Consider the following 14,083-nt stretch of genomic DNA (forward strand, 5'->3'; position numbering starts at 1 on the left):
ACGCCTCGCACGCGCTCACAGCCCGCAGTTCGCATCGAAGGGGTCAGGGGTTCGAATCCCCTCAGCTCCACCCAGGGTCGTTGGTCAGTCAAGGCAGAATCTCGACGTACCCGTCGCTTCCATGCACGCGGATCCGCCGCCCATCGGGAATCAGCCGGGTGGCATCTACCACACTGACGACAGCCGGCAGGCCGTACTCCCGTGCGATCACTGCGCCGTGTGTCATCAATCCTCCGACCTCCGTCACCAGGCCTGTGATGGCGACGAAGAGGGGCGTCCAGCTCGGGTCCGTGTGGGCTGTGACGAGGATGTCACCCGGTTCGAGATCAGCCTGGGCCATGTCCAGGATGACGCGGGCGCGCCCTTCGATGGTCCCCGCGGAGACCGGTAGGCCGATCAGGGCGCCGGCCGGCACGTCGTCGCGTCGGTACGCCCCGGCGATGACCTCGCCATCCGACGTCAGCACCCGGGGCGGCGTGAGCGCGTGGTACGACCGGAACGCGTCCTTGCGCTGCTGGATTAGCTGGTCATCCACCTGGTTCAAGCGCACGACGTCGTGGAGTTCCTGGAACGTGAGGTAGAAGACGTCCTCCCTCTCGGGGAGCACGTTGGCCTGCACGAGGCGCTCGGCCTCTTCCAGCAAGGCCTGCTTGTAGACGAAGTAGCGGCTGACGATGCCGTACTTCGGGTACTCCCGGTAGCCGATGAAGGTCCGGACCCGGTCGATCATCCGCTTGGTCTCGTCGGCCTTCCGCTCCCCGTCCGGCAGGGCCCGCAGGCGTTCGAGCACCTCCTGCGCCTTCTTCTGCGCCTCCTGCCGTCCTTGCTCGAAGCGCCGCTTGGCGGCGCCCAGCTCGAAGTTCCTGACGTTGTCGAGGATCACGGGCACGAGCGTGGTGGGGCGTTCGCGCCAACGCGGCCTCGTGATGTCGATCTCGCCGACGCAGCGCATGCCGTACCGGTCGAGGTAGGCCTCGATGGCGTCGCGCGCTTCGGTCCCGCCCGCGAACTTCGGCAGCTCGTCCAGGAAGCCGTCGTCCTCGACGCCCCGCAGGAACGCCACCACCTCCGGATGCGGGCGGATCACGTCCGCGACGTCGAGCAGCGCCAGTCCCATCTCCGACGTGACGTTGCCGGGGGCGGACAGCGTGAGGGTGTCGGCCGCGTTCTTCTCGCCCAGCCATTCCCGCAGCCGGTCGTTGAGCCACCACGTGGCCTCCATCCCCGCCATGATCGCCTGCATGCTCAATGGATCACTGAGGACCCGCTTGTGCTCCTGGAATGCCTCCAGCAGGAAGTCGAACAGCGCCGGTCCGGTCTTCGTCCGGATGTCGCGCCGCAGGGCGGCGATGGACGCCTGGCTGCGCTCGATCAGCTCGGTGACGATGGCCGGATCGGTCTCGATCGGGGCGGACGCGCCGCCGATCGGCGGCCCGCCGGGACCGCCGTCCGGGAGCGCCGGGACGAAGTCGTGGCGGTCGAGGACGGTCTCCAGCGCGTCCCTGATCAGCGGATCGGACCTCCCCGCCATCTCCAGGAAGCCGGCGCGGCTCGCGGGCGAGGCCAGGCGCGGGGTGGCGTCGACGAACAGCCTCCCGCCGGCCTCGTGCATCGGCGCCATGGCCGTCAGCTGCCACACGGAGATCCCCAGTGGCTTCATGGGGTCGGTCATCATCTGCTGATGACCAACGGAGAGGTAGACGTGGTTCTCCCGGTCGCGGGCCGCGGGGATGGGGAACAGCGTGGTGATCGGCCGGCTCTGCACGATCTGGAAGTCATCGTCGACCAGGCACCATTCGATGTCCTGCGGGCGGCCGAAGTGCGCTTCGATCCGCCGCCCGAGCTGCACGAGCCGCACGACCTGCGCATCCGTCAGCGCCGGCTGCTCCTGCCGCTGCGGGTCGATCGCCACTTCCTGCGTCCCGCCGGCCGGCAGGGCGTGAACGGCACGCTGTTTGGCGGCGACCGCCTTGGTGACGACCTCGCCGTCGCGCACCTTGTAGACGTCCGGGTTCACCAGGCCGGAGACCAGGGCCTCGCCGAGGCCGAAGCCGGCGTCCACGGTGGCGACCTTCCGGTTGCCCGTGACGGGGTCGGCCGTGAACAGGATGCCGGCCGCATGCGAAAAGACCATCTGCTGCACGACCACGGCCATGTGGACCTTCCGGTGGTCGAAGCCGTTCCGCAGGCGGTAGGTCACGGCCCGCTCGGTGAACAGCGACGCCCAGCACCGGCTGACGTGCTGGAGGATCGCCGCCGGACCCACGACGTTCAGGTAGGTGTCCTGCTGGCCGGCGAAGGAGGCCGTCGGCAGGTCCTCTGCCGTCGCGCTGGATCGCACGGCGTAGGCGGCGTGCTCGCCGAGTTGGGCGAGCGCGCGGGTGATCGCCGCCGCCAGATCGTCAGGAATGGCGATCCCTTCGATGGCCCGGCGGATCTCCGCGCTGAGCGTGCGGATCACCTCCCGGTCATCCGGGTTCAGGCGCGACAGCTGATCGAGCCGATCGTCGATCGACGGCGCTTCCGCCATGATCCGCCGGAAGGCGTACGTTGTCACACAAAACCCAGCCGGCACGCGGATGCCTTCGATCCGCGACAGCCCGCCCAGGTGCGCGGCCTTGCCGCCAACGACCGCGACCTGCGTCTCGTCAACCTCTTGAAGATCCAACACGTGCTGCTCGATCATTGCGATACCTCCGAGGCAGCCGTGCTCCGTTGCACTGCGCTGGCCGATCGAATCACCGGCGCCTCGAGCTGTGTCGAACCTCTTGTTGGGCACGTCCTCATGTCTGGTTGGCTTCCCTCTGACGAGCCGGCCGGCCGCTGCGCCCGGGCGGGCGGCGCGCACCCCCGCACCTCCGCGTCAAGCGCCCGCAACCGCACCGCCAATCCCATCAGCGGTTCGAGGTCGCCGCGTCCCCCGTACATCGACAACACACCCACGTCGTGCCCCCTCATTTCCTCGTCGGTGCTGTGTCCGGCCGCCGATTCTGCGGCAAGACCCGGGTCTTGCCGCAAGCCCCCCTGTGCGCTATACGTTAGAAGTGGCAAGGAGTGAGATCTTCTTGCCTTTGCTTCTGTCGTCCGCCGCGGGCTGAGATCCCTCCACCGCCTGGAGCGTGCCGGGTACCTCCGGCGGGTGCCGGACCCCCACGACCGCCGCAGCGCCCTGGCACTCTCAGACGCCGGTGGCCACGGCCGCGTCCGCCCACTCCGTGAACTGACGATGTGAGCAAGCTGATCGCACCCACGTAAGTGCGCGGTTGCTTGCGGATGGGTGGTCTTGGGCGAGGGCGGGTGGTTCGACCGCGGCTGCGACGAGGGGCTCGACGCCGGCCAGGGCGTGTTCGAGAGGCTCGCTTCGGGTGCGGGTTACCCACTGGGCGGACGAGGATCCCGCCAACAGCTTCTTGGTCACGTCGGCCGACGGCGTGCTCGTCGCCACCGCAGCGCTGGTCGGGATGAGGACGTGCCCGAGAAGGCCGTACGCGCGCGGGTGTTCGGGATGTCACTGCCGGGGGTCGCTGTCTCGTCTAGGGAGGTGCAGGCAATCCTCGATCAAGGAGTAGACGATGAACCTCGCGTTGTGGATCGCTGCCGGGCTGCTGGCCGTGGTAGCGCTGAGCGGCGGCATCAGCAAGACGTTCGTACCCAAGGAGAAGCTGGCTGCGCTCCATGGTGGGGGATGGACCGCAGACGCCAGTGTCGGCTTCGTCAGGACCCTGGGTGTCCTTGAGCTCCTGGCCGCGGTGGGCTTGATCCTGCCCGCCGCGCTCAGCATCGCGCCGGTTCTGGTGCCGGTGACTGCGGTCTGCTGGATCCTGCTGATGGTCGGCGCGATGATCACCCACGGCCGACGTGGCGAATCCGCGTTCGTGGTGCTGAACCTGATCTATCTCGCGGTTGCGGCGTTCATCGCGTGGGGCCGCTTCGGCCCCGGGTCCTTCACCGGCTGACCGGCGGCGGCACACAGTTCCCGATGGAGAGTGATGATCATGCGAGTGTTCGTGGCAGGCGGGAGCGGGGTTCTGGGGCAGCGGCTGGTGTCGCAGCTCGTGGCGCGAGGTCACCAGGTGACGGCCACGACGACGAGCGAGGCCAGGTTGGGGTTGCTGGCGGAGTTGGGCGCGGAGGGGGTGGTGATGGACGGCCTGGATGCGATGTCGGTCGGTGAGGCGGTGGCCACGGCTCGGCCGGACGCGATCGTGCATCAGATGACCGCGATTTCGACGGCGCACGCGGGCAAGCCCGACATGAAGCACATCGACCGGTGGTTCACCCAGACCAACCGGCTGCGCACGGAGGGGACGGACCACCTGCTGGCCGCCGCCGAGGCCACCGGGGTCTCCCACGTCGTCGCGCAGAGCCACGCCTCATGGAACGGCATCCGGCAGGGCGGATGGGTGAAGACCGAGGAGGACCCGCTGGACCCGGAGGAGGGTACGGTGGCGCGCGCCGGGGCGGCGGCGATCCGCCATGTGGAGGAGGTGGTCGTCGAGGCCGGCGGTGCGGCCCTACGCTATGGCGGGCTGTACGGGCCGGGGGCCGTCGACGACCAGGTCGAGCTCATCCGCAGGCGGCAGTTCCCGCTGGTGGGGGGCAGTTCCGGCTACTCCTCCTGGGTGCATCTGGACGACGCGGCGAGTGCCACGGTCCTGGCGGTGGAGCAGAAGGCCAGAGGGGTGTTCAACATCGTGGACGACGAACCGGCCCCGGCCTGCGAATGGCTGCCGTATCTGGCGGAGTGCGCGGGAGCGAAGCGGCCGAAGCGGGTGCCCACATGGCTGGCCCGGCTGCTGGCCGGACAGGTGGCGGTGACGATGATGACCGAGGGGCGCGGCTTCTCCAATGCCAAGGCCAAGCGGGAGCTCGGCTGGCAGCTGCGCTACCCCTCGTGGCGGCAGGGTTTCAAGGAGGAGCTGGTGTGAGCAGGGCCGAGGAGTTTCAGGAGCTGCGGCCGCTGTTGTTCTCGATCGCCTACCGGATTCTGGGTAGCGTGAGCGAGGCCGAGGACGCGGTCCAGGAGACCTGGCTGCGCTACGAGGCCTCCCCGACACACCCCAGGTCGGCCAAGGCGTTCCTGTCGGCCGCGGTGACCCGGATCTCCATCGACGTGCTGCGCTCGGCCCGCGTCCGGCGGGAGGAGTACGTCGGGCCGTGGCTCCCCGAGCCGCTGCTCGCCGACCCTTACCAGGATCCGGAGCGGTCGGCGGAGCTGGCCGACTCGTTGTCGATGGCGGCCCTGGTGCTGCTGGAGCGGCTGACCCCGCTCGAGCGGGCGGTCTTCGTACTGCGGGAGGTCTTCGACTTCGGCTTTCCCGAGGTCGCGCCGGCCGTGGGGCGCTCGGAGGCGGCGTGCCGCCAGCTGGCGGTGCGGGCGCGGCGCCATATGGCCGCAGGCCGGCCCCGCTTCGAAGCGGACCGCAAAGAGCGAGAAGAACTGGCATCGCGGTTCTTCGACGCCCTCCGCGAAGGCGACGTCGCCGGCCTGCAGAACCTGCTGGCTGCCGACGTATCGATGGTCGGCGACGGCGGCGGCAAGGCCCCGCAGCTGGCCAAGGCCGTCATCGGCGCCCAGAACGTGGCCCGGCTGCTCGCCTCCGTCTTCCCCCAGATGGCCCTGATCGGCGTGACGTTCGAGCCGCACGAGGTCAACGGCCAGCCGGGCGCGATCTTCCGCGACCGGGACGGCAAGGTGCTCCACACCCTGGCGCTCGATGTACTCGACGGGCAGATCCAGGCGATCCGCGCGGTGATCAACCCCGACAAGCTCGGGCACGTGGGCCCAGTGGCGGACGCCTGGGCAATCGACCGCGAAGTAAGACAGGCACGCCGACCCACGGAATAGCCGACTGCACCTCGAACCCCGCTCCAAGGGCTGTTCTCCAGTGGGTCTGAGCTGGAGGTGGGGTGTTCACGAATAGCTCAAGGCCTTGGCCGACCTGCCGATGGTCTGCATTTGCAACCTGCACATCCTGGCCACTTGGCACCAGCAGAACACCAGCAACCATCCGCCGGAATCACCGATACCACCGTCGCACTCACCGTGACGATGGCAGCACGACCATCCGCTGTAGGCATCCACCACGCCGGTCGGGCAACTCTAACCCGTGACCAGGGTCTGGGACTTCTTGAGCGGCTCGAAGATGACCAAGTCCTGGTTGGTGAGGATGACGACGGTGTAGCCCTTGGTGGGATACATGTCGAGCTCCGACCCGTAGCCCAAGGTGCCGCCGCTGTGACCGACGATCCGGACGCCGTTGAGCGACTGGTCCATGAAGCCGTAGGCGTACTTGAGGTCTTTGCCCATCTGCGCCTTGCCTTCCATGATGGTCTTCGTGAGCTTGGCGTTGAGGAGCCTGCGTCCCTGGAGTGCCTGGGAGAACTTCAGCATGTCGCCCACCGTGGAGATGGCGCCGCCTGTCGGCGTCGCCCCGCTGGGCTGGTCGCCGATGTCGCGCAACTCGCCCTCCGGGGCGGAGCCGCCGGGCGACTGCGGCATGCCGATCCACTGCCCGCTCGCGTCGAACAGCGCGTAGGGATGGGCCATGTGCGCCACCTTGGAGGGCGTGTAGGCGCCGAAGTAGGTGTCGTGCATGCCCGCGGGCTTGAGGATGTGCTTGCGGACGTAACCGTTGTAGTCCTGCTTGCTGACGCGCTCGACGATCGCCCCGAGGACGACGAAGCCGGCGTTGCTGTATTCCCACCGCGTGCCCGGCTCGAACTTGAGCTGCTGCTTGGCGATCTCCTTCAACAGGAGATCGATGTCGAGCACCTCCTTGTCGCCCTCCTTGTGCGTTATGTCCCCCAGACCGGAGGTGTGGGTGAGCAGGTGATGGACAGTGACCTTGTCGGCGATCTCGCTCGGGAACCCGTCCACGTACTTGCCGATCGTGTCCTCGAAGGAGAGCTTGCCCTTCTGGACGAGCTGAGCGACGGCGACGCTGGTGATCATCTTGTTCATCGAGCCGATGTTGAACTTGGTCTCCGGGGTGTTGGCCTCGTTTTTGGCCGAGTCGGCCATTCCGTAAGCCCTTTTCAATATCGGCCGGCCGTTCTCGGCCACCAGCACCGCTCCGGAGAACTTTCCGGCGGCGGCCAGTTCTTTCAGGTATTCATGAAAAGTGCGCCATTCGGTCCGCGTGGGAGCAGCGGCCGTCACGCCTGCATGCGCGACCGGCTGACCGGCGGAAACGAGCGCCACCAGTAGCGCTCCACCCACAAAAACCCTACGGCTGATGACCATGATTACAATCCTTTCTTGACTGCTCGACAGAGGGACTGTATGGCACCATTACGGCCCTTCCCAACTGATTGACGAACGAGTTAATCGAACCCGATGGAGTGTCACGATGAACATGCGCGTACGCCTGAGCGCGACGGCTCCAGGCGTGGTGGCCTTCGGCTGCTCACCGGCCCACGAGGCGCTGCGAAGCCTGCACGTGCTGGGCTCGGTCAGGCAGCATCCGCTGCACATTTCCTGGGCGCTGCAGGCCCGCGAGCGCCTGGACGCCGATCTGAAGGACCAGGCCGACCAGTTCGCCTTTTGGTGCCAGGGCCGTCCGCTGGGTTTCCCCCAAATCTGGCGTCCAGATGAGGTGTCGTCGTGGCCGGAGGAACTGGCCGCGCTGCGCGAAGCGCCGGTGGAGCATTACGCGGAACAGTTGCTCGCCGAAGCCCTGGTGGTGAACGGGCGCGTCTTTCGTGTCCGGCTGGAGGATGTCCATGCCGATCCCGTTCTGCGCGAGCGGGCGGTGAACGCGGTGCGGGAACGGCACCCGGCCTCGCTGCCTATTCTGCGGGAGCTCATCGAGGATCCCGAACGATCCCGTAAACGGTTCGCTGAATTCCTGTCCGCGTACTGGGACGCCTGTCTCGCCCCGGAGTGGCCGAACCTGGAGAGGTATCTGCTGGCCGACATCGCCGCGCGCAGCAGCGCCAGTTACCAGAACGGCCTGGCGTCCATGCTGGAGGGGCTCGCGCCCCAGCTCCGCGTCGTCCAGGAGGGGGACGAGGTGTCGATCGCATCGGCGCGAAGCCGCGCCGACATCGTCCCGCTGGAGTCCACCCTCGCCAGGCAGGACCGCCTCCTGCTCGTGCCGTCCCACTTCGCCTGGCCGCTGCTCACCGTCGTCGGCCGACGGGAGCGCCAGGCGGGGGGCGACCAGCAGAGCGTGCAGATCACCTACACGCTGGACGCGATGCAGCGCAAGGCGCACCCGCCGGTCCCCTCAGAGGACCTCCTCAAGCTGCTGCGCGCCGCCGCCCACCCCACCCGGCTGCAGATACTCCAGCTCCTGGCCGAGCGGTCGCGATCCACCCGCGAGCTCGCCGGGCTGATCGGGCTTACCGAGGCGGCCATCTCCAAGCACCTAAAACTTCTTGCCGAGGCGGGCTGGGCAGAGCCCGAGCGGCACAGCTACTACGTCTACTACCGGCTGGTGCGGGCCACACAGGGCAGGTTGGCAGACGCTCTGGAGAGGTTGTTCGGCTGAGCCGGGACGTCCGCCCCCGGCCCGGGAGAGGGAGAGCCTGGTTACGTCCCGTCGGGGTCACGGAGAGTTGTCCGCCGTCCCATTGGTGACGATCGCCACACGCCAACCCGACTCACGAAGCGATGATGTGAGCAAGCTGATCGCACCCACGTAAGTGCGCCAGACTCGATCTCTCATCCGGTGAGCCGTTCGGCGCCGGCCGGCTCAACCTCGCCCGGCGTTGGAGCGGCCTCCGAGTCGAAGAGTCGTTGCTGTACAACGCGCTGTACGGAGATCAAAAAAGGCCACCTCCCGTGATGGGAGGTGGCCTTTGACCTGGGTGGAGCTGAGGGGATTCGAACCCCTGACCCCTTCGATGCGAACGAAGTGCGCTACCGGACTGCGCTACAGCCCCTAGGACTCGACCAGATTAGCAAACTTTGGCGACCACCCGCGCCACTCAGACGGGCAGTCCGCCGGTGAGAATGTGATCATGAGCATCTGGCCCGCCGTGTCGGCCACCGTGGGGCGTCTGGCGCGACTGAGGGTGGGAGATGCATCGGAGCGTCTTGGTCAAGGCCTTCTAGGGCATCTGAAGCCCTGAGACGTGCCTCCCTCCTCCAGGGCCGGACCCAAAACCAAGATCGCTGTGCATCCGAATGACCACAGCAGAGCACTTCTAGACGTAAGGGGCGGCCAACAGCCGAGGGTGGCTCAGTCGCCCACCGCGCGGCGGGTGCGGTCCGCGTACTGGTCGAAGGGCTCGACGCGCTTGCGGAACTCGAGGATCTCGGCCTCGGCCTGCTGGGCGGCCTCTTCGAGCGCACGCTGGTGCTCGCGTGCCCTCCGGTCCCGCTCGGCGCGGGCCTTGGCGGCCTCCCGGCGCCGCTCCGCGTCCGCCGCCACGGCGACGCGCAGTACCGCGAGGTAGGACACGAGCAGGACGGCGGAAGGCGCCACGCTCCACCAAGGGGCCACGCCGACGGCCGCCGTCACCACCGAGGCGAGGTGGAGTAGCACGGTCCAGAGAAGCCATCGGCGGCGGCGTGCCAGCACCCGCGCCCGGCGGCGGCACTCGGCCTGGAACAGATCCTCTTCCGAAAGTTCCTCGGGAACGGCTTCGGACTCGGCTGCGGTGGAGCCGTCGGAGGCATCCTCGGCAGAGCCGTCCCTCGGACCGTTGATCGCTGTGGTGTCGCCCACTGGAGAGGAGGCGCCGGGCTTGCTCGTCCCGTACGGCTCGGCATCGGCGCGCGTGTGGGACACCGTACGAGGTGAGGCGTGCGGGACTGGTTCGACGCGGGGCTCAGGGGTGCCGAGCTCCATGGTGATCTCGTCGTCGGCGGTGTCCGTGGCGAGAGCGGCATGGCCGGACGGGACCTCGGAGACCGGGATGTCGGCGAGGGTGTCCCCGTCGGACTCCTCGCCCTCGTTGTAGAGCTCGGCCATCTCGACGGAGTGACGGTCACGGCGCAGCCACATCGGCACAAGGACGCACAGCCACATGAGCACGATGCCGAGATAGAGGAAGGCGCTGCTCACCCGCCCACCTCCCGGCCAACGTCCGCCGGCGCGATCAAAGGTCCGCGCCTGACAGTAGGCCGGAGAGCCCTGCTGCGGGCAGCGTGAACACACCGCAGGGCCGGTGGGGTCGCAAATGTGCTCACGTCACGCACCGTAGGACCGCGTGTCACTGGTTGACGAGCATTCGGTGCGGTGTGTCGCGAGATCGTCAACCTGTTTATCGCCAGGCCTGTGTCAAAGCTGTCTATGGCCGTCTAGGAGGAGCCGTCGTGGGCGGTTTTCTCCCGGGTCTGCCGCCACTGGGCCAGCAGCCCCCGGGGCACGTCTTCGAGCGTCAGGGCGTAGCAGATGTGATCGCGCCAGGCGCCGTCGATGTGGAGCTGCCGGCGGCGGATCCCCTCCTCGCGGAAGCCGAGCTTCTCCACCACCCGCCGGCTGGCGTGGTTCTCGGGCCTGATGTTCGCCTCCAGGCGGTGCAGGCCGACCGTGAAGAAGCAGTGGTCGACGGCCATCGCGAGCGCCGTGGGAGTGATGCCGCGCCCCGCGAGGGTGCCGCTCACCCAGTAGCCGACCTGGGCGGACCTCGCCGAGCCCCAGACGATCGCGCCCACCGTGAGCTGGCCGGCGAAGGCCCCGCGCCAGGTCACGACCCAGGGCAGCGCGAGGCCCTGCCGCGCCTCACGCCGCAGGGTGCCCACCATGGAGATGTACGGCCCGAGGCCGGTGCGGAACAGCGGGGTCTCGGGGTTGCTCGGCTCCCATGGTCGCAGCCAGTCGGCGTTGCGCAGTCGCGTCTCGCGCCAGGCACTGACATCGCGCAGACGCAGCGGCCTGAGTCCCACCGGTCCCTCGTTCAGGGTCGCCGGCCAGCCGCGAAGTCGATCCACGCGTCAATCATCCCCTGTCCGACCCCGAATTCGCCATGGCGGGGGCCAGACCCACGCCCTGACAGTGCCTTGTCAGTGGCGGGGATGGTCGCCACCACTGATCTGATCGACGGCGTGCCGGAGGATCGGAGCCAGGATGGCCATGCCGTCCCGCACGCCTCCCGAGGACCCGGGAAGGTTGACGATGAGGGTCGTCCCCGCCTGACCTGCGAGCCCGCGCGAGAGGATCGAGGTGGGCACCTTCTCGCGATTGGCCTGCCGTACGGCTTCCGCGATGCCGGGGATCTCGCGCTCGATCACCCGGCCCGTCATCTCCGGGGTGAGGTCCTGCGGGGTCAGCCCGGTGCCTCCGGTGGTGACGATCACGTCGTACCCCTCGCGGACGCCCTCGCGCAGGGCGGCCTCGACGGGCTCACCGTCGGGGACGATCTTCGGGCCGTCCACCTGCTCGCAGCCGGCCTCAGCGAGCAGCTCGGCCAGCAGTTGTCCCGATTTATCGGCGTAAATTCCGGCGGCGGCGCGGTTGGAGGCCGTCACCACCAGCGCCCTCACGGCCGGGTCCAGACGCCGGTCTTCCCACCGGTCTTCTCCTCGACCCGCACATCGGTGATCACCGCCGCCGGATCGACCGCCTTGATCATGTCGATCATCGCCAGGCCCGCGACCGAGACGGCCGTGAGCGCCTCCATCTCCACGCCCGTACGGTCGGCGGTCTTCACCCGGGCGGTGATCTCAACGCCCGAGTCGACCACGACGACCTCCACCTTCACCCCGTGCAGCGCGATCGGGTGGCAGAGCGGGATCAGGTCGGGCGTTCGCTTGGCGCCCTGGATGCCGGCGATGCGGGCGACCCCGATCGCGTCGCCCTTCGGCACCGCGCCGGACCGGAGGATCGCCACGGCCTCCGGTGACAGCAGCACCCGGCCTGTGGCGAGGGCCGTGCGGACGCTGACGTCCTTGGCGGACACGTCCACCATGCGGGCGGCGCCGGACTCGTCGATATGCGTCAGTTCGCTCACAGCGGGATCACCTCCACGGCCGCACCCTCGGGCAGGCCGGTGACATCCTCGGGTACCACGATCAGGGCGTTGGCTCCCGCGAGCGCCGCGAGCTGGTGGGACCCCTGCCCGTGCACGGGGGTCACCACGGCGCTCCCGCCGTCCACGCTGAGCACCCCGCGCAGGAAGGAGCGCCTGCCCGCCGGGGAACGCAACGCCGCCGCGGTGGTGGCGGTCACGGTGGCGGGAGGCCCGGCGGCGACGCCGCGCATCCTGGCGAGCGCGGGCTTCACGTACAGCACGAAAGAGACGTACGAGGAGACGGGATTGCCGGGCAACGTGAAGATCGGCACCCGGCGGTCGCCAAGCAGCCCGAAGCCCTGGGGCATGCCCGGCTGCATGGCGACCTTCTCGAACCGCACGGTGCCCAGCGGCGACAGCGCCTCCTTGACGGGCTCGTACGCGCCCATCGAGATGCCGCCCGTGGTGATCACCGCGTCGGCCTCGCCGAGAAGGCCGTGCAGGGTGGTGAAGAACTCCTGGGGATCGTCGCCCACGGCGCTCCTGCGGAACGCCACCCCGCCCGCCTGCTGGACGGCCGCGACCATGGTGAAGCTGTTGGACTCCCAGATCTGCCCGTGCCCCAGCGGCCTGCCCGGCTCGACCAGCTCGGCGCCGGTGGACAGCACCACCACGCGCGGGCGTGGATGGGCGAGGACCGTACGCCGCCCGACCCCGGCGAGGATGCCGAGCTGGGGCGGGCCGATCACGGTGCCCGCGGCCAGCACGAGGTCGCCGGCCCGGACGTCCTCCCCCGACCTGCGGATGGCGTTGCCCGGCGGCGCCGGCCGGCTGATCGACACCTTGACGGTGCCCCCGTCGGTCCATTCGACGGGCACGACCGCGTCGGCGCCCTCGGGCACGGGCGCCCCGGTCATGATGCGCGTGACGGTTCCCCGCTCGACGACCCGCGACGCGGTGTCGCCCGCGGGCACGTCGACGGTCACCGGCAGCACCACGGGGGCGTCGCCGGTCGCCCCCGCGACATCCCCGGCGTGTACGGCATAGCCGTCCATGGCGGAGTTGTCGAAGGGCGGCAGCGCGACCGGCGAGGTGACGTCCTCGGCCAGGGTGGAGCCGAGCGCCTCCTCCAGGTCGAGCTCGACCGGATCCAGTGGGCGCACCGCGCCGAGGATCTCGGCCAGATGGGCGTCAACCGTCTTCATCGCGTCCATTCGCATCGACCCGTCTGTGGAGGCTTCATCGCATCGAACGGTGCCTTACTTGGGCAGCTCGTCCAGGAACTCGCGCAGCCACGAGATGAACTCGGGCGCGAGATCAGGACGATCAGCGGCGAACTGGACGACCGTGCGGAGGTAGTCGATCTTGTTACCGGTGTCGTAACGGCGCCCACGGAAGAGCACGCCGTGGACCGGGCCGCCCTCGTCCGTGGAACGACCGGCGAGCTCCAGCAGCGCGTCGGTGAGCTGGATCTCCCCGCCACGTCCAGGAGCGGTGTTCTCCAGCACCTCGAACACCGCGGGGTCGATGACATAACGCCCGATGACCGCCCAGTTCGACGGGGCGTCCTCGGGCGCGGGCTTCTCCACGAGCCCCGTGACGCGGACCACGTCGTCCTCGGAGGTCGGCGAGATCGCCGCGCAGCCGTACAGGGAGACCTGCTCCCTCGGCACCTCCATCAGCGCGACGACGCTGCCGCCGTAGGTGTCGCGCACCTCGATCATGCGCTTCAGCAGGTGGTCGCGGTGGTCGATGAGGTCGTCGCCCAGCAGGCAGACGAACGGGTTGTCGCCGACGTGCTGCTTCGCGCACAGGACCGCGTGACCGAGGCCCTTGGGCTCACCCTGCCGCACATAGTGGAAGGTGGCGATCTCCACCGGCTCGAGAACCTGCGAGAGCCGCTCGGAGTCGCCCTTGGCGGCGAGGACCTCCTCCAGCTCGTACGCCCGGTCGAAGTGGTCCTCGATGGAACGCTTGTTCCGGCCTGTCACCATGAGGAGGTCGAGGAGCCCGACCGAGACCGCCTCTTCGACGACATACTGGATGGCCGGCTTGTCGACGATCGGCAGCATCTCTTTGGGGGTCGCCTTGGTCGCCGGCAGGAACCTCGTGCCGAGACCGGCGGCGGGGATGACGACTTTCGTCACTGGATCGTAGTCAGCCATGGGATGCACCTTAA

12 protein-coding genes and 1 tRNA gene are annotated in these 14,083 nt (G+C 68.7%); 4 read left to right on the forward strand and 9 right to left on the reverse strand.

Features of this window, described 5'->3' with window-relative positions:
* Window positions 1-88 precede the first annotated feature (88 nt).
* Window positions 89-2,686, reverse strand: coding sequence for a rifamycin-inactivating phosphotransferase (gene rph / locus ACOZ38_RS41860; protein ID WP_424536393.1), 2,598 nt, complete (start codon window positions 2,684-2,686; stop codon window positions 89-91).
* An 886-nt stretch (window positions 2,687-3,572) separates the two neighbouring features.
* Here rph and ACOZ38_RS41865 point away from each other — a divergent pair.
* Genes ACOZ38_RS41865 through ACOZ38_RS41875 form a run of 3 tightly spaced genes read left to right on the forward strand, consistent with a single transcriptional unit; the run spans window position 3,573 to window position 5,848 of the window.
* Window positions 3,573-3,956 carry a DoxX family protein gene (locus ACOZ38_RS41865; protein WP_424536394.1) on the forward strand — a complete coding sequence of 128 codons (384 nt, stop codon included), beginning with the start codon at window positions 3,573-3,575 and terminating at the stop codon, window positions 3,954-3,956.
* A 33-nt stretch (window positions 3,957-3,989) separates the two neighbouring features.
* Window positions 3,990-4,928: an NAD-dependent epimerase/dehydratase family protein gene (locus tag ACOZ38_RS41870; RefSeq protein WP_424536395.1), complete on the forward strand. Its 939-nt coding sequence runs from the start codon at window positions 3,990-3,992 to the stop codon at window positions 4,926-4,928.
* On the forward strand, window positions 4,925-5,848 hold the full coding sequence (locus tag ACOZ38_RS41875) for an RNA polymerase sigma-70 factor (protein WP_424536396.1): 924 nt from the start codon (window positions 4,925-4,927) through the stop codon (window positions 5,846-5,848). Before ACOZ38_RS41870 ends, ACOZ38_RS41875 begins: the two co-directional genes overlap by 4 nt.
* Window positions 5,849-6,103: 255 nt before the next feature.
* Here ACOZ38_RS41875 and ACOZ38_RS41880 read toward each other — a convergent pair whose 3' ends face one another.
* Complete coding sequence (locus ACOZ38_RS41880; RefSeq protein WP_424536397.1) at window positions 6,104-7,204, reverse strand: serine hydrolase domain-containing protein; 1,101 nt, start codon at window positions 7,202-7,204, stop codon at window positions 6,104-6,106.
* A 148-nt stretch (window positions 7,205-7,352) separates the two neighbouring features.
* On the opposite strand from ACOZ38_RS41880, the gene ACOZ38_RS41885 reads away from it, so the two are divergent.
* Entirely contained in the window at window positions 7,353-8,495 is a 1,143-nt protein-coding gene (locus ACOZ38_RS41885; protein WP_424536398.1) for a DUF5937 family protein, read from the forward strand.
* A 320-nt stretch (window positions 8,496-8,815) separates the two neighbouring features.
* Here the strand turns inward: ACOZ38_RS41885 and ACOZ38_RS41890 are convergent.
* The 7 genes from ACOZ38_RS41890 to galU all read right to left on the reverse strand — a co-directional run bounded on the left by ACOZ38_RS41890 (window position 8,816) and on the right by galU (window position 14,069).
* Window positions 8,816-8,889, reverse strand: a tRNA-Ala gene (locus ACOZ38_RS41890).
* 299 nt (window positions 8,890-9,188) lie between these two features.
* A complete protein-coding gene (locus tag ACOZ38_RS41895) occupies window positions 9,189-10,016 on the reverse strand; it encodes a hypothetical protein (protein ID WP_424536399.1) in 828 nt (275 codons plus the stop codon).
* Window positions 10,017-10,252: 236 nt separating this feature from the next.
* The gene (locus ACOZ38_RS41900) at window positions 10,253-10,885 is read right to left on the reverse strand and encodes a GNAT family N-acetyltransferase (RefSeq protein WP_405141999.1); all 633 of its coding nucleotides are present in this window, start codon (window positions 10,883-10,885) and stop codon (window positions 10,253-10,255) included.
* A 72-nt stretch (window positions 10,886-10,957) separates the two neighbouring features.
* Complete coding sequence (locus tag ACOZ38_RS41905; RefSeq protein WP_405142000.1) at window positions 10,958-11,437, reverse strand: MogA/MoaB family molybdenum cofactor biosynthesis protein; 480 nt, start codon at window positions 11,435-11,437, stop codon at window positions 10,958-10,960.
* Window positions 11,434-11,904 (reverse strand): cyclic pyranopterin monophosphate synthase MoaC, encoded by a 471-nt coding sequence (gene moaC / locus ACOZ38_RS41910; protein ID WP_405142002.1) that lies wholly within the window; start codon window positions 11,902-11,904, stop codon window positions 11,434-11,436. The genes ACOZ38_RS41905 and moaC overlap by 4 nt, the downstream gene beginning before the upstream one ends.
* Window positions 11,901-13,109, reverse strand: a complete 1,209-nt coding sequence (gene glp / locus ACOZ38_RS41915) for a gephyrin-like molybdotransferase Glp (RefSeq protein WP_405142003.1) — start codon at window positions 13,107-13,109, stop codon at window positions 11,901-11,903. Before glp ends, moaC begins: the two co-directional genes overlap by 4 nt.
* Window positions 13,110-13,163: 54 nt before the next feature.
* A complete protein-coding gene (gene galU, locus ACOZ38_RS41920) occupies window positions 13,164-14,069 on the reverse strand; it encodes a UTP--glucose-1-phosphate uridylyltransferase GalU (protein WP_405142004.1) in 906 nt (301 codons plus the stop codon).
* Between the last annotated feature and the right edge of the window lie 14 nt (window positions 14,070-14,083).

The sequence above is a fragment of the Sphaerisporangium viridialbum genome (assembly GCF_049674955.1).
GTDB lineage: Bacteria > Actinomycetota > Actinomycetes > Streptosporangiales > Streptosporangiaceae > Sphaerisporangium > Sphaerisporangium viridialbum.